Source organism: Mycobacterium barrassiae (assembly GCF_025822765.1).
Taxonomy (GTDB): Bacteria; Actinomycetota; Actinomycetes; order Mycobacteriales; family Mycobacteriaceae; genus Mycobacterium; species Mycobacterium barrassiae.
The window spans coordinates 44,167-60,530 of sequence record NZ_JACKUK010000027.1; the positions used below are offsets into that span (position 1 = coordinate 44,167).

Sequence of the window (16,364 nt, forward strand, 5' to 3'; positions counted from 1 at the left end):
CTCAGGAACGTTCGCCTCGGTAGCCCGCCCTGCATTGCAGCAGCGTAGAGCGCGGAGGCCTAGTCGAAGGTGCTGACCGGACTCGTCAGCCCCCGAGACCGCCCTTGCCGATCTTGCCGAGGCTGCCAACCGCACCGCTGACGGCGCCGCTGACCTTGTCAGTGACCGACTTGACCGTGCCGCTCACCGCGTCTGTCACCTTCTCCGGAGCGTTCTGCACCGTCGAGCGGAGCCCGCCCGGTGCGGTCAGATCTGATCCGCCGGTCGCGGTGCGCGCGCTACCGACCGCGGACTCGACCGGATTGCCCGTCCCGGTAATGACATTCAGCCGTGGCCGGTTCCGTGGTTGCGAGGTCTTCGGCACGTCGAGGTTTTCGACGAGACCCGTCACTGCGGGGAGCGGCTGATTCGTCGCGGCCGGCGCCGAAACTGGCAGCACATTGTCGACGACGGACGAAACCGACGGCGTCGGGAGAGGTAGGTCGGACCCGTTCGGTATGGCTGGCGGCGGAACCGTCTTGGCCACTTTCAGCAGCTCCGCGTTCAGCGCGACGACATTGCGAGCGATCTCGGCGGCAGCTGGGCCGAACGCGCCGTCAAGGGCTTTGGTGATTTGAGGCAGATTCGCCGTCGCGGTGGCGAGCACCGGGTTCACAGTGGACGTGACGGCGCCGGTGTCGACGACGGAGGTGACTGCCGAGGTGTCGACGGCCGGCAACGCCACGGGCGGCAGTCCGAGTGACGGCAGCGGCAGTCCCAGGGACGCAAGGACACTCGTCACCTGCGCGGGAGACACTGGCACAGGAACCGCCACTCGCGGAACGGCCAATCGCGTAGGAACAACGCGTCCCACGGATTGGAACGGCTGTGCGGTGCGGAACTGCACGGGCGGCACGGCGCTGAGGCCGAACACCGACGGTCCGACGTATCCCACTCCGTTGGGACCGGCGTTGACCGCGCCGAGCGAGTACAACACCGGAATGACGCCGACCGACGTGAGGAAGAGTCCGAGCGTGGTCCCGCTGTTGTAGTAGACGCCGTTGGGTCCGACCGAGAACGCCGCACCGGAATTGATGCGCGAATAGGTGACGAGGAGCGGTGGACTCACGAGCGCAGCGGCAGGGCTGACCACGATGGGCATCGCGAGCGCACCGAACGACGCGATGCCGAACGGCAGGTTAGTGCCGTACGCGGCGAGAGGAACCGCGACCATCGTCTCGGATGCGCGGTTGATCGGAACGGGCGGAGTGGCGCGGAGCGGGACGCCCGGGAGAGCAGGGAGCGGAACGCTGGGGACCCCCGCGACGGGAAGCAGAGCCAGCGCGCCGACGGGTCCGATCACGACGATCGGCGCGGCGGCCAGGAAGCCGAGCGAATAGCCCAGCGCATGGTAGGAACCCGAACCGGCCGGTATCCAGGCGGTCACCGAGGGGGTGTTCACGACCTTGTCGAGTGGAGTCAAGGCGTCCTTGACGAGTTTCTGGACTTCGGGCGGTGTGTCCGGAAGGGACACGCCGCCGACCGTGAGCCGATCCAGGAGTCGGGGAACCAGCACGGACGCGGTCTGGGCAGGCAACTGGATGAACGTGTTGCCGATCGCCGTCTTTCCGTCGGCCCGGAAGAGCGGCCAGTTGAAGGTCGTCTCGAAGGTCGTCTGAGTCGCGGTCAGGCCGAGAGCGTCAAGTACGCCCTCGACCGTCGGGATTCCGACGAGGGGGCCGCCTAACACTGGGGTCGAGTTCAGGGCGTGGAGTTTCTCGATCGCATCAGAGACGGTCGAGAGCGGTACCAGGACCGTCTCGGCGGTCGTTTCCAGCTGGTCGGTGACGCCGGGAACGGGAAGCAGCGTGTGAGCGGTTGTCGCAGCGACGGTGACGACCGCTTCCCTGGTGATACCGGGGACGACATTCCCTTCGGCCGCGGCGGCCGATGCATTGACAAGGCCTTTGTAGGTGGTCAGGTCGTTGCGGGTGGTGTGGGCGGTGAACGTCGGAAGCCAACCGCCTGACATACCCGCGATGGGGTTCCAGAAGGCCGCGGCCATACCTCCGTAAGTGCCCGCCATCACCAGGCCGCTGTCCATGGCCCGCGACGAGCCGGTGACGAACTGCGTATAGGGGCCGGTGGCCGCCGTGAGCGCCACATCCCTGGTGACCGGGGGCGTAGGGGCCGCCATCGCGACTGTCAGGGCCGACGCCGTTACAGCGGCGGCACCCACAATCGTGATCTTTGAAGAACGTCCTACGGTCCGGCGCCTACCAGTCATCTTTGACCAGTCCCTTCAGGCCCCCGACTCAACCTACTACTACGGGCGGCACAATTACCAAGATCGTTAATTAGGCGGCGCCTACCCGATGCTGCGGGTTCCTAAACACGTCCTACATAAAAAAGTTCTTGAGGCCGCCGAGGAACATCTGAAACCCCAGCGTGGCCAGGAGTAGGCCGCCAATGCGAGCCATGATTGCGACGGCGCCCGGCTTGAGACGGGCCAGCAGTCCGCCCATGTAGCAGTAGAAGAGGAACGTCACCAGCGCCACGGACGCGATGGCGATGGCCATCGCGACGAGTCCGGATGTGGACGTGTTCTGCGAGCCGAAAGCGATCGTCGTCGCGATGGCGCCGGGACCGGCGATGAGCGGGATCGACAACGGCATCAGCAGGCCGTCGCCCTCCTCGGGGCCTTCCTTTCGCTCATCCTCGCCCTGGGCCTTCGACGCGCCGCCGCCGTACAGCATCTCGAAACCCATCGCGGCGATGACCAGGCCTCCGACCGCGCCGAACACGTGAAGGTTGATGCCCATCGCCTCGAGCAGTTCCTTGCCGGCCAATGCGGCCACGGCCAGGATGACCGAAACGTACAGCGTCACCTTGAGGGCTGCGCCCGCGCGACTCTGAGGCCGCTCGGTCAGGACCTGGTTGAAGAACAACAGTTTGACCGGATCGAATGGCGCGGTGATGACGAGCAGACCGATCGTCACCCGCAGGACGAAGTCGACGTCGATCTGCATGAGGGGATAGTAGGTGGTACGACCTCAAACCGACGGCCAAACTGATCTTGTTCCGGAACGCTGTTTCACCTGATTGGCGCTGGATTTAATCCGTTGGCTCCAGCGGCCCGATATAGGTACCCGGGCGTGTCGCACCATCTTGCCTCAGCACGGCGACACCACCGGGAATCCACGGAACCTCCAGCTGAGTGGTGGCATCCGGCGGGGTCACCACGATGGAAGTGGGGACCCAGCCGTCGGGCGCCGGCAGGAACGTCAGGCGACTACTGGCCGATGCTCCCGGTTCGAGCGTGAAGGGCTGCGGATCGCCGCTCTCTCTCGGCAGGCTGTAGACCGGCCCCCACATCGGGTCGTCCGGGCCGACCAGATCGACACCGGGATAACCCTGCAGAACGCACGCCTGTTCGGCGATGTTCGTAAATACGACGTCGAAATGAATCTGCGACGAGTCCCCCGGCCCTGCATACGGGCCGGTGCTCAGGCTCAACGAATCGGGTGTGCACCACGGCGTCGCCGATGCAGTCGAAATCGTAACTGCCGCAACGGCTAACGCGCACGCGCCGGCAACGGCGACACCCGTGGACCACCCCGGCATTTTCGGGGCCATCAATCGCCACTCCCTCGATGCTGATTGGAGGACTCCAGGCCCAGAGATCGTTAGCCAACGGGCTGGAGTTCCATTTCATTACCACGACGCTTCGGCGGCCGCACCTTATAAGATAAATCCAAAAGTGGGTTCCTTAGCGGGCAATTCATTACCCATGCGAGCCCGGACACAATTTGTCGAATTTCGACCCGGCAGTTCTGTGCGTCATGTAACGATTCGTTATGTAACGAGTCGCGTTGCCTACGAACCCTTACAGAAAGTACGACCATGAAGCATCCCTTGAAACTGGCCGGGTCGGTCGCGGTGGGTTTATCTGCGGCCGCCTTGATTTGGGCGCCGCTGGCGTCCGCCGATGCCACCGATGACGCCTTCCTCGGCGCGCTCGAAGAACAGGGCGTCACGTGGCCCGGCGCCACCCCCGACAACCAGATCGCCGCGGGCAAGGGCGTCTGCCAGGACTGGGCGGCCGGCGCGACCTTCGAGCAGGAAGTCACCTCGCTGACTCCCCACCTGAGTGCCGAAAACGCGGCGTTCCTTATCGGTGCGGCGACGGCTGCATATTGCCCGGAGTACGAGTCGAAGGTGAGCTGACCCGTAGAAGCTTCACGATTAACGCCCCGCGAATTCGGCGGGGCGTTTTTCGTTGCGTCCGCCGTTGTTCATTTCTGATTACCGGCTTAGTAGGGCGGTAGTTGGTATTCGCTCTGCCGCCGACTATGCACCGGTTTCGTTGGTCCGAACCCGCGAATCGAACAGCCCTCGGGTTCGAGTCGTCGAGCTCCAAGGAATCGCCAAGTCCCCCCTTTCAAGCTCCGTCGCGTAGGAACGCTCAACGAAAGGGAGACAATGCCCGCTTCACGCGCCAACTTGCGGCCAGTGCGCAATGCCGCTCTCCCGTCGCTGCGGTTTCGCACCATTCACGGCTATCGCCGTGCCTTCCGCATTGCCGGGACGGGGCCCGCGCTTCTGTTGATCCACGGTGTCGGCGACACCTCAGCGACCTGGAGTTCCGTACACGCCAAACTGGCGCAACGGTTTACCGTCATCGCACCGGACCTCCTCGGGCATGGCGAGTCCGACAAACCGCGCGCGGATTACTCGCTGGCGGCCTTCGCGAACGGCATGCGGGATCTACTCGCCACATTGGGAATCGACCGTGTCACCCTGGTCGGTCATTCACTCGGGGGCGGTATCGCCGCGCAGTTCGCCTACCAGTACCCGCATATGGTCGAACGCGTGGTGCTGGTCAGCAGTGGGGGCATTACGAAGGACGTGAGTATCGCGCTGCGGATGGCGGCCCTGCCGATGGGTAGCGAGGCGTTGGCCGCACTGCGACTTCCGGGTGCCGCACCTGCTCTGCGATTCGTCGGTCGCACCGCCGAGACGCTGTTGGGTTCGACGAAGTACGGGCGCGATCTCCCGGACGGTCTTCGACTGCTCGCGAGACTGCAGGACCCTGCAGCATTGTCGGCGTTCTCGCGCACCCTGCGGGCGGTGGTCGACAGCCAGGGGCAGCTTGTCACCATGCTCGATCGCAGCTACCTGATGACATCCGTTCCCAAGCAAATCATATGGGGCGAGGACGATTTGGTGATTCCAGTGAGTCATGCCCGAATTGCGCACGCGGCGATGCCGGAATCACGACTGGCCATCTTCGAAGGCTCCGGACACCTGCCATTCCGCGACCATCCTGACCGCTTCGTCGAGGTCGTCGAGAAGTTCATCGACTCGACCGCGCCGGCCGACCACGACCAGGACCGCCTTGGATCGCTGATACGGAGCGACGGCGAACAGGAAACCGAGTCACTCGACGCTTGGGTCGGCTAGAGGGGCAACGAGGTGCCGGTCTCGCTTTCGGCGAATTCCCAGAGCTTTTGGGCGTCGTCGTAGTCACACGCGTTCGCGGACCGGCCGCTCAGCGTCGGTCCGCCCTTGAGCCCGAGCCTTCCATCGCAACCTACATAGCTTCCGGGCGGAATCGGCTCGCTGATGCAGTACAGCGTCGGTGCGGCTCCCGCATCGATGTCGTTACCAACCACATTCGCGATCCGGGTCACCACAGAATGAAATGTCGACATGACACGGGTGTCGGAAACGTTCGACAGATTGGACGCCACGAAACCCGGCTCCGTCAGGAACGCTGCGACGGGCGAACCGGCCTCACGTAACCGGCGGTCCAATTCCAGACCCCACAACATCACGGCGAGCTTCGAGCGGCCGTATGCGGGGAACGCCGACCACTTCCGCGATCTCAGGTGTGGATCGTCGAACGCGATCGACGACGCCTTGTGAGCGTTGGAGCCGACGTTGATGATCTTCGACCGCACCCGCTCGAAGAGCAGGTTGGTCAACGCGAACGGACCCAGGAAGTTCGTGCCAAGGGTGATCTCGAAGCCGTCGACGGTGTCACTTCGCGTCTGTGCGACCACGCCCGCGTTGTTGATGAGAATGTCCACGTCACCGGTCAACAGGTTCGGAAATGCCCGCACCGACGACAGATCGGCGAGGTCCAGTTTGACGACCTCGGTGTCACCACCGATTTCTGCCGCACGTTGCGCGCCCAGGTCTAGGTTGCGCGCAGCGAGGATCACGTGCGCACCCGCACGAGCCAGCGCCCGCGCCGTACCCAGACCCACCCCGTTCGTCGACCCCGTGACGATGATGCGCTTGCCACTCAAATCGCCAAGCCTGCTCGGTGTCCACTGTGTCGTCACGGTTCGAGATTAGCGAGCGCCGCGTCGATACGCCCTGATACGTTCGCCGCGTGCGCACCACGTTCGAGTTCGATTTCGTGACAACAGCGTCGCCGCACCAAGTCGTCGAACTGATGACGGATTTCTCGCCGAACCGTCCACACCGTTGGCCTGCATCCTCGGCGGAAGCGTTCGAGGTGTACCGGGTCGGAGACACCGACGCCGACATCCGCGAGGGGCAGAATTTTCCCAAACTGTGGGCCAAGTGGCACTACGACTGGTCGGAGCCGAACTCGGTGACGTTGACGATCGCCGAGAGCGACCATTTGGAGGTCGGCGGAGTCATGTCACTCACGGCGGCGCCCCGCGACGGTGGCAGTGCGGTACACGTGGTGTGGCAGCAGACTTCGAAGAGCGCAAGGGGTCTGGCGGCCGTCGTCCTGATGCGATTCATCGGGCCAAGGTCCCTGGCTGCGTACTACAAGAAGGTCTACGACCGCCTCTGATATTCACTCCGACACCGGATAGACATCCGCTATCGCGTCAGCGACCCGCCGAACTTGGTTGATGTCCGAACTCGTTGGGATCAAATGGATCTCATCGGTGCCGATCGCCTCGAAGCGGCGCAACACCTCTAGCAACTCATCTTCGCTTCCGGCCCAGCCGGTCGTGGGCGCCATCGCGTCGACGAATTCGGTTGGAATCCAGTTCATGTAGCGAAGCAGGTGCGCGCGGACCTGTGCGCGTGCCTCATCTGCGTCTCCGATGGCGAACCAGAAGGACGTCGCAAGGTGTGGGCTCGGCTTGCCTTGGTTGGCCCACGCCGTTCGTGCAACATCGAACAGCTCGTTCTGCTTGTCGACGTCGAGGTCCAATGTCGTGCCTGCCAGGCCTTCGGCCCATGAAGCCGCGCTGCGGACGGTCTTGGGGCCGATGGTGCCGACCAGCAGTTGCGGCCCTCCGGTCTGGTGCGGCGGCGGCCCGACCGGAAGGGTGGAGTCGGTGACCTTCTCCCCCGCCCAGATGCGTTTCATCACTGCGACGCTGTCGGCCATACCGCGCATCGTCTGCGTCGCGATGTCCGCACCGACGGCGTTGTAGTCCTCGTGCCTGCCGCCGACCCCGAGACCGACGGTCAGTCGGCCGCCGCTGAGCATGTCGCCCGTCGCCAGCGCCTTGGCGAGCATGACCGGATCGTGCAGCTGAGGTACCACCACGGTCGTCACCAGCCGAACGCGATCCGTCCATGCCGCCAGCGCACCCAGCATGGTCAGGGAATCGGGGTTGTCGAACGCGATGCGCTCGCCCCAGCACAGTGACGAGAACGGTCCGGTGTCTATGGCCTGCGCCCAAGCCGCCAGTGTCGCGGCGTCCAGGTTCGGCTCCATCACCGGCATCGTCATCCCGATCTGCACGAGGGCGATTGTGGCACGGACGTCGGCGCCGATTTCAGGATCTCGAGAGAGTCACGTCCTCCGTGTGAGCCTGACGATGCCGCTGTAGGCCTGATTGCCCGGCTTGCGTGGATCGGGCTGAGGCAGCAGTGCCAAATACCGCATCCATCGCGGCAGCCTGTTGAAGCGATGCGCCGCGGAGAACACCGAGTCGATCTCGATTGGACGCCAACCCAGATCCTCGTAGAAGGCCAAGCCGTTGGCGGGCGCGAATTTGAAGGGTGCGCTGTCCAGCAGACCGCCGGTTCCTTTGTTCAGCCGCCTTTGCAATCCCGGACCGGCGAAGTCGAGCATCCACCAAGCGATCTCGGGTCGGGTGAACGCGTTGGACAGCGCCACCACGTCGCTCTCCTCGAGATACATCAGCAGGCCCTCGGTCAGCACGAGGGATTTCGACGCACCGCGCAGCGCCTCGTCGAGGAATGCGTCGCGGGCCTGGGCGTCGGCGAGGTCGACTGCATAGGTCGTCAACTGGCACCGCGGTGTCTCGCCGGCGAGCAACTGTTGTTTCTCGGTGAGCAGGCCCGGCAGATCCGCCTCGACCCACTGGAGTTCCGGCGGCAGCGCCAACCGGTACGGCCGGGTGTCCAGTCCCGCGGCCAGATTCAGGACGCGGTCGCAACCCTCGCCGATTGCGGCCATGACAATGTCGTCGATGACCTTCGTTCGTGCCACCAGCCACCAACCGTTGCGGATCGACCGTGGCGCGGCTGCGACGATCGCGCGGCCCCGATCACCGGCCAGCTTGTCGGCAAGCGGGTCGTGGAACAAGGCATCGCGGCGTTCGGTCTCTATTGCCCGATAGGTGGCGACCCACCGTGCGGTGTCTGAGACGTTGGTGATCAGGGAGTCTGGGGCAGGCACTCAGCGAGTCTCGCATGCCCACCCTTGGCGATTTCGGCGTGCTGGGTCACGCTCAGCGTGACCAGCCACGCCGAAATCGCATCAACCGAGGATTCGTTCGGCTTCGCGGATGCCGCTCTGATACGCCCCGTGGACCGTCGCGAAGAATTCCGGATTGGTCGCCTCTCCTGCGAACGCCAGCCTGTCGTTGACCGGCTCGGCGAGGGCCTCCATGTCGTCGGGGCTCGAACCGACGGCGAGAAAGCTGTATGAACCGCGCGCGTACGGGTCCTCGGCCCAGCGGGTGACGAGTGATCCGGTCGGGTTGGGGGCCTTGAGCGCCGCCACCACCTGGGCGACCGCGTCCTCATCGGAAAGCGCCTCACGCGCACGCGCTTCGCGGCCGCCGCGCAAGGCGACCAGCAGCGGCGCGTCGGCGAACGCCTCACCGTTGATCAGGAACGGCACCGGCTGGTCGGCACCGACGAGGCCCAAAACATCGGCATCAGGCCAGAAGGGTCGGTCGAATTTCAGCACCACCTTGTCGAGCAAACCGAAGCCGAGTCGCTCGATCGCGGACTGCTTCTCGTCGGGTAGCGGCGGGTCGAAGGTGATGGTGCCCGCCTTGAGCACACCCAACGGGATCGTGAGGATGACCCGGTCGGCGTCTACCGCACCCTGTGACGTCTCGAGCCGCACCCTTTTGTCGTCGTAGGTGACGCGAGTGATCTCCGTACCCAGCTGTATGTCCAGTCCGCGCGCCAGATGCTGTGCCAACTCTTGGTATCCGCCGGGCAGGAGGACGTCGGGTCCGTCGAACTCGCCCTCACTGCCCAACCACTTGAGCGAGAGCTCTTCGGGGTCGGCCGCGTACTCGCCGACGATTTCGCTGGCCACCGCCCACTGGATGAGCGGGTCGTTCATATCGGCGACCTCAGCCAGACCGTTGGCGACCGATTCGTCATCGCCTGCGTTCTCACTAAGGGCGCCAAGGTCTTTGGTGATCTGCTGCCAGCGTTGAATGGTGTTCTGCACAACCTCGGAGCTGAGTTCCTCACCGTCCTGATAGAGCACGGGGTTGTCGAAATCCGTCTCGACACGTCGTGCGCCCACCTGGTCGGCGAGTTCGGTGATCGGATTGTTCTCGGTGCCGTGAATCCACGCCGCGCCCAGGTCGATCGGAACACCCAGCGACGTATTGGTCCACATGCGGCCGCCTATCCGGTCGCGGGCCTCCAGCACGGTGACGTCCATTCCCGCATCGGCGAGGCGCCGCGCGGCAGCCAGACCCGCCATGCCGGCACCCACCACCACAATGCGTTCCTTGGGTGCGTCGCCGCGCTGATCGCTCTCGCTGCTTTCGCTGCAGCCGGCCAGCATGGTCGCCACCGCGAGCACGCCTGCGCTTGCGGTGAACTGACGCCGTGTCATCTGCGACATGGCGAGGACGCTATCGGTTGATGCCCGAGTTAGGTGAGGTTCTCGACGATTTCGGCCACCGAACCCGCCTTGGCGTGCCGGAAACCCGTGCCTGCCCAGACGTTGACGGCGTGTGGATCACCCGCACGCACCGACGCCGCGCGCACCGGGCTCGTCAGGTAGTGGACCTCCGGATAGCCGAACGGGGCCTGCGTTTCGTGCTCGTCGACGAACCGGTTCCGCAGCCCACGGGCATACCGACCCGAGAATGCCCGAGTGACAACGGTTTCGGTGAACTGCGGGTCTATGAGCGCGGCTCGATGGACAGGGCTGCTGCCTGCCTCATCGGCAAGCAGGAAGGCCGTCCCGAGTTGCGCTGCGACCGCGCCTGATTGCAGCACACGGCCGACGTCTTCCGCGGTCGACAATCCGCCCGCCGCAATCACCGGAACGTCGAAAGTCGCCGTCAGCGCGGCGAGTAGTTGCTCCAGCGGTTCGGTGGCGGGCTGCGCCGAAGGGTCGAATGTCCCCCGGTGCCCGCCGGCGGACGGGCCTTGAGCCGCAAGCACGTCCACACCCGCCGCTACCGCAGTCCGCGCTTCCGACAGCGTCGTCACCGTGCCGACGGTCATGATGCCCGCATCACGCAGCCGCTTACATTCGTCGGCGCTCGGCATGCCGAAGGTGAATGACGCCACCGCAGGCCGCAGATCGAGCAACACGTCGAGCTTCGCCGCCCATGCATCGTCGTCAAACCGAGGATCGCCGAGTGCGACGCCGTATCGTTCCGCTTCGGGGGCAAGCGCCGCGGCGTACGCTGCGATCTCGGTCGGGGTGCCCGCACTCGGTTGCGGTACAAATAGATTGGCGCCGACGGGTCCGGTCGTGAGCTGGCGCGCCTTCGTGACGCGTTCGGCGAACGCGTCGGCGGTGAGGTAACCCGCGGGGACGAATCCGAGACCGCCGGCGTCGGTCCCGGCCGCGGCCAGCTCCGGCGTCGACGGCCCACCGGCCATGGGCGCGACGATGATCGGCACGGTGAGTTCGCGCAGGTCCAGCATCTACCGCACCCCTTTCGCGAACAGCAGACAATCCTGCGGTTCGGAGCTGATATTCGGCAGTAGTGCATAACGCACCAGCCGGCCTTCGAATTTCAGGCCGTTGCGCTCCAACACCCGTGCCGATGCGGTGTTGTCGACGTAGCAGTGCGCCGACACGCGATAGACACTCGGGTCGCTCTCGACATGGCCGAGAACCAGCTGCACCGCCTCCGACATGAAACCCCTCCCCCACCATGGCCGACCCAGGTAGTAGCCGAAGTCGACGATGTGCGGTTGCGGACGCCGCCAGCCGATGGCGCCGATGACGCCGCCACCGTCGTTCAGAGCGATCAGCCGGACTGTCTCCCCGGACGCGCCGAACACCTCGGTGATGACGCGCCGGGTCTCGTTGACATCACGATGCGTCCGCCACGACATATACCTCGACACTTCCGGGTCGGAGGCGATGCGTTCGAACAGCGGTTCTGCGTCGTCGAGGGTGGCGGGCCGCAGCGTGATCCGCGGACCCTCGAGGAGATCGACTCGCGTCACCCCTCCATCGTGCATCGTTGCCGTCACACCGCAGACGGTGGTTGACTGAATTGGCATGGCGATCACGTTCAACCACACCATCGTCGCCTCGCGCGACCGGGAAGAATCGGCACGGTTCTTCACCGAGCTCTTCGGCCTGCCTCCGGCGAAGGAGTTCGGACATTTCCTTGCGGTCGGACTCAGCCACGACGCGAGCCTCGACTACGCCCAGGTCGGAGCGGACGAGGACATCCGCCCGCAGCACTACGCGTTCCTCGTGTCCGAGGACGAGTTCGACGCCATCTATGGACGTATCCGCGAGCGCGGCCTGCAGCACTGGGCGGACCCCAGAGGCAGTCGTCCTGGCGAGATCAACCACAACGACGGCGGCCGCGGGGTGTACTTCCAGGATCCCGCTGGGCATTACCTCGAGATCATCACCCGGCCGTATGGCTCGGGCGCGGGCTGATCCGCGAGGGGCGCACTTCGACACCGTTACCGCGTAGAGCCGACGGGCTGTCCGCCTTCCATGCAGTCCTTCGCGCTGGTCGTCGGAGCCGCCTAGGCCGAACTCGCAGGGCCGTTGACGCGCGGCAGAAAAAGACGCTGGCGCTAGCGGACCGAGTGGCCGCGCGTCTCTTCCTGCGCGCGGTAGTCGTCGGCCAGCTTGCCGACGTGCTCCGGCAGGGTGCCTGCGGCCACTTCGGCGAGGCTGGTCTCTTCGAGTACCGATCGCATGCTGGCCCGCAGCGCCCGCCACACGTCGGTCAGCGCCGCCGTCGGACCGGAGTACGGCAGATCGCCGAGTCCGATGTCGCGCACGCTGGCCAGCGGACCGTCGATGCATCGCAGCACGTCGGCGATGCTGATGTCAGCCGCGGGCCGCGCTAGTTCGTAACCGCCTTCGCGGCCGCGATGACTGCGGACCAAACGGTCGGTGCGCAGGTCGGAGAGGATGTCGACGAGGAACTGCGGCGGGATGCCCTGCGCCTTGGCGAGGTCGTCGGTCTTCACCACTACCCCGTCCTCGGCGGTGGCCAACTGAACCATCGCGCGGACGGCATACTCAGCTTTGGCCGACATCCGCATGAGGCCAGTCAATCACGTGTCACTTCGAGAACGGCCTCGGCGAGTTCGGGCCGACACACCACCAGATCCGGCAGTCGGGGGTCCTGCCTGTTGTAGAGCAGCGGCGATCCGTCGATGCGCGACGTGTGCAATCCCGCTGCCCTGGCCACCGCAACCGGCGCCGCCGAATCCCATTCGTACTGACCACCCGCGTGGACGTAGACATCCGAGAGCCCCTGAACCACAGAGGCGACCTTCGCGCCTGCCGATCCCATTTCGACCAGTACGCCGTCCAACGCGTCACGCACGTCCAGCGCCACCGCGGGCGGCCGGGTGCGCGAAACCACCACGCGCGGCTTAGCGGGGGCGGGCGGCGGGGCGTCGACGGCAGGCGTTGCGAGCGTGATGCCCTGCGCCGGAAGGGCAACCGCGCCTGCCACCAACTCACCCGACTGCCACAGGGCGACGTGGACGGCCCAGTCGTCGCGACCCAGCTCGGAGAACTCGCGGGTGCCGTCCAGCGGGTCGACAATCCATACCCGGTCGGCGGACAACCTGATGGGATCGTCCGCGCCCTCCTCGGACAACACCGCGTCGTTCGGTCGCTCGGCGGCGAGCGCTGCCATCAGGAAGTCGTGAGACCGCTTGTCCCCCGCCGCTTTCCGCTCGGCCTGATCGGCATCGGCGAACTCAACGCGGACGTCGAGCAGCAGCTTGCCCGCCTCTGTCGCCAGCCGAGCGGCGACGTCATGGTCGTTCACTCCCTGCTTTCCAGCAGTTCGACCACCCGGTCGGCGAGCTCCTCGGGCGAGTGGTCGGGAGTGAGCCGCAGATCGGGGTTCTTGGGTCGCTGATACGGACTGTCGATTCCGGTGAAGTGGGTGATCTCGCCGGCACGTGCCTTGGCGTACAGGCCCTTCGGATCGCGCCGTTCGCAATCCTGAAGCGGGGTATCGCAAAACACCTCGAAGAAGTCGAGCCCGGCATCGGTCGTGACCTTGCGCGCCAACGCACGGTGCTCTTCGAGAGGGCTGATCGCGGGAACCAACACCACCTGGCCGGAATCGGCGAGGATGGCTGCGACGTGCGCGAGCCTTCGCTGATTCTCGGCGCGGTCGGCCATCGAGAAGCCGAGGTCGGCGTTCAGGCCATGACGCAGATTGTCACCGTCGAGAACATATGCGGGAACACCCTTTTCGAGCAACTTCTGCTCGACGAGCATCGCCACCGACGACTTCCCCGAGCCGGACAGGCCCGTGAACCACACCGTCCTGCCCTTGGACAACCGGTCCTCGGCCTTGCACAACGATTCGTGGCGCACCGTGTTCGGGCTCGATGTGCGGGCCGTGACCTGAGGCAGGATCATGCCAGCGGCGACGGTTCCGTTGGTGTTCGGATCGATCAGGATGAACGAGCCGGTAGCGGCGTTGCGGCTGTACTCGTCGAGCAGCAACGGCGTATGTGTCCGCAGTGAGATCCGGCCCAGCTCATTGAGTTTCAGAGCCGTCGCGGTCTTGTCGCGGTGCAGCGTGTTGACATCGAGGCGGTAATCTAGCGCCGCCACCTTGGCCCGCGTGGTGCGGGTGGTGTGCTTGATGAGGTAGTCACGGCCAGGCTCGAGCGACGACTCGTCGGCCATCCAGCACACGGTGGCGTCGAATTCCTGGGCGACCCTTGGCTGATTGTTCGGCCGGGCGATCATGTCACCGCGCGAGATGTCGATATCGTCGGCCAGGCTGACCGATACCGCCATGGGTGGAAAGGCTTCCTGGACAGGGCCGCTGGGGCCCTCGATGGCGGTGATGCGACTGGACTTGCCGGTTGGAAGTACGACGATCTCGTCACCGGGGCGCATCACGCCGCTGGCGACGGTGCCGGCATAGCTGCGGTGATCGTGATGCTCGAGGCTCTGCGGCCGGATCACGTACTGCACCGGGAAACGCACGTCGACGAGGTTCCGGTCACCTGCGATGTAGACGTCCTCGAGGTGCGACAGCAGCGCAGGACCGTCGTACCAGGGCGTGACATTCGACTTGGTGACCACGTTGTCGCCGTTGAGCGCTGACAACGGGATGGTCGTCACGTCGTGGATGTCAAGGCGCGCCGCGAACTCGTGGAAGTCGTCGCGGATCTTCTCGAATTGCTCACGGTCCCAGTCGATGAGGTCCATCTTGTTGACCGCGAGGACGATGTGCCTGATCCCGAGCAACGAGGCCAGGAAGGCGTGCCGTCGTGACTGCTCGAGGAGTCCGTGCCGGGCGTCGACCAGAACGATCGCCAGCTGGGCGGTCGACGTGCCGGTCACCATGTTGCGGGTGTACTGGATGTGGCCGGGGGTGTCGGCGATGATGAATTTGCGTTTGGCCGTGGCGAAGTAGCGATACGCGACGTCGATGGTGATGCCCTGCTCACGCTCGGCGCGCAGACCGTCGGTCACCAAAGCCAGGTCGGTGTAGTCGTGTCCGCGTTCCTTGGAGGTGCGCTCGACAGCGGCGAGCTGATCCTCCATGACGGCCTTCGAGTCGAAGAGCAACCGGCCGATGAGGGTCGACTTGCCGTCGTCGACCGAGCCGGCGGTCGCGATGCGAAGAAGTGTGGTCATCAGAAGTACCCCTCCCGCTTGCGGTCTTCCATGCCCGCTTCGGAGATGCGATCGTCGGCGCGGGTGGCGCCGCGTTCGGTGAGGCGCGAAACCGCGGTTTCGGCGATCACCTCGGACACCGTTCCCGCAAGGGATTCCACGCAGCCGGTGCAGGTGACGTCGCCGACGGTGCGGAACCGCACGGTCTTCTCCACGACCTTCTCGTCCTTGCGCGGCTGCATGTACTTGTGCACGGCCAGCAGCATGCCGTCGCGTTCGAAGACCTGGCGCTTGTGTGCGTAGTAGATCGACGGCAGCTTGATCTTCTCGGCGCCGATGTAGGACCAGATGTCGAATTCGGTCCAGTTCGACAGCGGGAACACCCGGATGTGCTCGCCCTTGTGGTGACGGCCGTTGTACAGGTTCCACAACTCGGGCCGCTGGGCCTTGGGGTCCCACTGGCCGAACTCGTCGCGGAACGAGAACACCCGCTCCTTGGCGCGCGCCTTCTCCTCGTCGCGACGCGCACCGCCGAACGCGGCGTCGAACTTGTTCTCGCGAATGGCGCGCAGCAGGGTGAACGTCTGCATGGGGTTACGCGACGGGATGGTCTCCACGACGCGGCCCGCATCGATGTCGTCCTGCACCTTGGCGACCACCAGACGCACGCCCGACTCGGCGACGAGCTCGTCGCGGGCCTGAAGGACCTCTTCGAAGTTGTGCCCGGTGTCGACATGCATCACCGGGAACGGCAGCCGGCCTGGCCGGAAGGCCTTCAGCGCGAGGTGCAGCATGACGATCGAGTCCTTACCGCCGGAGAACAGCAGGACTGGCTTCTCGAACTCGGCGGCCACCTCGCGAATGATGTGGATGGCTTCGGCTTCCAGCGAGCGCAGATGGCTCAGCTCGTAGCGGCCGGCATTGAGTTGCTCTGTCGTGGCAGTCATCATTTCCTCGTAAAGCTGGTAGAAATGACCAGATTTATCTGCATAACCTGACATGCAACCAGGATTGACCTGCGATGTCAACGCCCGGTGTGTGCCGAGCAGACGCAAAAGTGCGTGTCGCCGCGGCGTGTCGGGGAAGTTACTGTCTGCTCGCGCTTACTCGGGAGGTAATT

Annotated in this window: 17 protein-coding genes; 4 read left to right on the forward strand and 13 right to left on the reverse strand. The window is 65.0% G+C overall.

Going from position 1 to position 16,364, the window contains the following annotated elements; all coding sequences use genetic code 11:
- Positions 1 to 85: 85 nt before the first annotated feature.
- The 3 genes from H7J93_RS17270 to H7J93_RS17280 form a co-directional block, all read right to left on the reverse strand.
- Positions 86 to 2,176 (reverse strand): hypothetical protein, encoded by a 2,091-nt coding sequence (locus tag H7J93_RS17270; RefSeq protein WP_267307519.1) that lies wholly within the window; start codon positions 2,174 to 2,176, stop codon positions 86 to 88.
- A gap of 202 nt (positions 2,177 to 2,378) precedes the next feature.
- Positions 2,379 to 3,008, reverse strand: coding sequence for a MarC family protein (locus H7J93_RS17275; RefSeq protein ID WP_267307520.1), 630 nt, complete (start codon positions 3,006 to 3,008; stop codon positions 2,379 to 2,381).
- Between the two features lie 85 nt (positions 3,009 to 3,093).
- Positions 3,094 to 3,615: a DUF4232 domain-containing protein gene (locus H7J93_RS17280; protein WP_308204923.1), complete on the reverse strand. Its 522-nt coding sequence runs from the start codon at positions 3,613 to 3,615 to the stop codon at positions 3,094 to 3,096.
- Between the two features lie 267 nt (positions 3,616 to 3,882).
- On the opposite strand from H7J93_RS17280, the gene H7J93_RS17285 reads away from it, so the two are divergent.
- Positions 3,883 to 4,206 (forward strand): DUF732 domain-containing protein, encoded by a 324-nt coding sequence (locus H7J93_RS17285; protein WP_267307521.1) that lies wholly within the window; start codon positions 3,883 to 3,885, stop codon positions 4,204 to 4,206.
- A 255-nt stretch (positions 4,207 to 4,461) separates the two neighbouring features.
- Complete coding sequence (locus H7J93_RS17290; protein ID WP_267307522.1) at positions 4,462 to 5,442, forward strand: alpha/beta fold hydrolase; 981 nt, start codon at positions 4,462 to 4,464, stop codon at positions 5,440 to 5,442.
- On the opposite strand, the gene H7J93_RS17295 is transcribed toward H7J93_RS17290, so the two are convergent.
- Positions 5,439 to 6,329 carry an SDR family NAD(P)-dependent oxidoreductase gene (locus H7J93_RS17295; protein WP_267307523.1) on the reverse strand — a complete coding sequence of 297 codons (891 nt, stop codon included), beginning with the start codon at positions 6,327 to 6,329 and terminating at the stop codon, positions 5,439 to 5,441. The genes H7J93_RS17290 and H7J93_RS17295 overlap by 4 nt on opposite strands.
- Positions 6,330 to 6,379: 50 nt before the next feature.
- Here H7J93_RS17295 and H7J93_RS17300 point away from each other — a divergent pair, with 50 nt between their 5' ends.
- Entirely contained in the window at positions 6,380 to 6,814 is a 435-nt protein-coding gene (locus H7J93_RS17300) for a hypothetical protein (protein ID WP_267307524.1), read from the forward strand.
- 3 nt (positions 6,815 to 6,817) lie between these two features.
- Here H7J93_RS17300 and H7J93_RS17305 read toward each other — a convergent pair whose 3' ends face one another.
- From H7J93_RS17305 to H7J93_RS17325, 5 genes are all read right to left on the reverse strand, one after another.
- On the reverse strand, positions 6,818 to 7,711 hold the full coding sequence (locus H7J93_RS17305) for an LLM class flavin-dependent oxidoreductase (protein ID WP_267307833.1): 894 nt from the start codon (positions 7,709 to 7,711) through the stop codon (positions 6,818 to 6,820).
- Positions 7,712 to 7,774: 63 nt separating this feature from the next.
- Entirely contained in the window at positions 7,775 to 8,626 is an 852-nt protein-coding gene (locus H7J93_RS17310) for a class I SAM-dependent methyltransferase (protein ID WP_267307525.1), read from the reverse strand.
- An 81-nt stretch (positions 8,627 to 8,707) separates the two neighbouring features.
- Positions 8,708 to 10,045 (reverse strand): flavin monoamine oxidase family protein, encoded by a 1,338-nt coding sequence (locus H7J93_RS17315; RefSeq protein WP_267307526.1) that lies wholly within the window; start codon positions 10,043 to 10,045, stop codon positions 8,708 to 8,710.
- A gap of 29 nt (positions 10,046 to 10,074) precedes the next feature.
- Complete coding sequence (locus tag H7J93_RS17320; RefSeq protein ID WP_267307527.1) at positions 10,075 to 11,085, reverse strand: nitronate monooxygenase; 1,011 nt, start codon at positions 11,083 to 11,085, stop codon at positions 10,075 to 10,077.
- A complete protein-coding gene (locus tag H7J93_RS17325) occupies positions 11,086 to 11,631 on the reverse strand; it encodes a GNAT family N-acetyltransferase (RefSeq protein ID WP_372507943.1) in 546 nt (181 codons plus the stop codon). It lies immediately after the preceding gene.
- A gap of 40 nt (positions 11,632 to 11,671) precedes the next feature.
- Here H7J93_RS17325 and H7J93_RS17330 point away from each other — a divergent pair, with 40 nt between their 5' ends.
- Positions 11,672 to 12,064, forward strand: coding sequence for a VOC family protein (locus tag H7J93_RS17330; RefSeq protein WP_267307529.1), 393 nt, complete (start codon positions 11,672 to 11,674; stop codon positions 12,062 to 12,064).
- A gap of 143 nt (positions 12,065 to 12,207) precedes the next feature.
- Here the strand turns inward: H7J93_RS17330 and H7J93_RS17335 are convergent, their stop codons facing one another.
- From H7J93_RS17335 to cysD, 4 genes are read right to left on the reverse strand one after another with little or no spacing between them, the layout of a single operon-like run.
- Complete coding sequence (locus H7J93_RS17335; protein ID WP_267307530.1) at positions 12,208 to 12,684, reverse strand: Rrf2 family transcriptional regulator; 477 nt, start codon at positions 12,682 to 12,684, stop codon at positions 12,208 to 12,210.
- Positions 12,685 to 12,692: 8 nt separating this feature from the next.
- A complete protein-coding gene (locus tag H7J93_RS17340) occupies positions 12,693 to 13,424 on the reverse strand; it encodes a 3'(2'),5'-bisphosphate nucleotidase CysQ (protein ID WP_267307531.1) in 732 nt (243 codons plus the stop codon).
- Positions 13,421 to 15,265, reverse strand: coding sequence for a sulfate adenylyltransferase subunit CysN (gene cysN / locus H7J93_RS17345; RefSeq protein ID WP_267307532.1), 1,845 nt, complete (start codon positions 15,263 to 15,265; stop codon positions 13,421 to 13,423). The genes H7J93_RS17340 and cysN overlap by 4 nt, the downstream gene beginning before the upstream one ends.
- The gene (cysD, locus tag H7J93_RS17350) at positions 15,265 to 16,191 is read right to left on the reverse strand and encodes a sulfate adenylyltransferase subunit CysD (RefSeq protein WP_267307533.1); all 927 of its coding nucleotides are present in this window, start codon (positions 16,189 to 16,191) and stop codon (positions 15,265 to 15,267) included. The genes cysN and cysD overlap by 1 nt, the downstream gene beginning before the upstream one ends.
- Between the last annotated feature and the right edge of the window lie 173 nt (positions 16,192 to 16,364).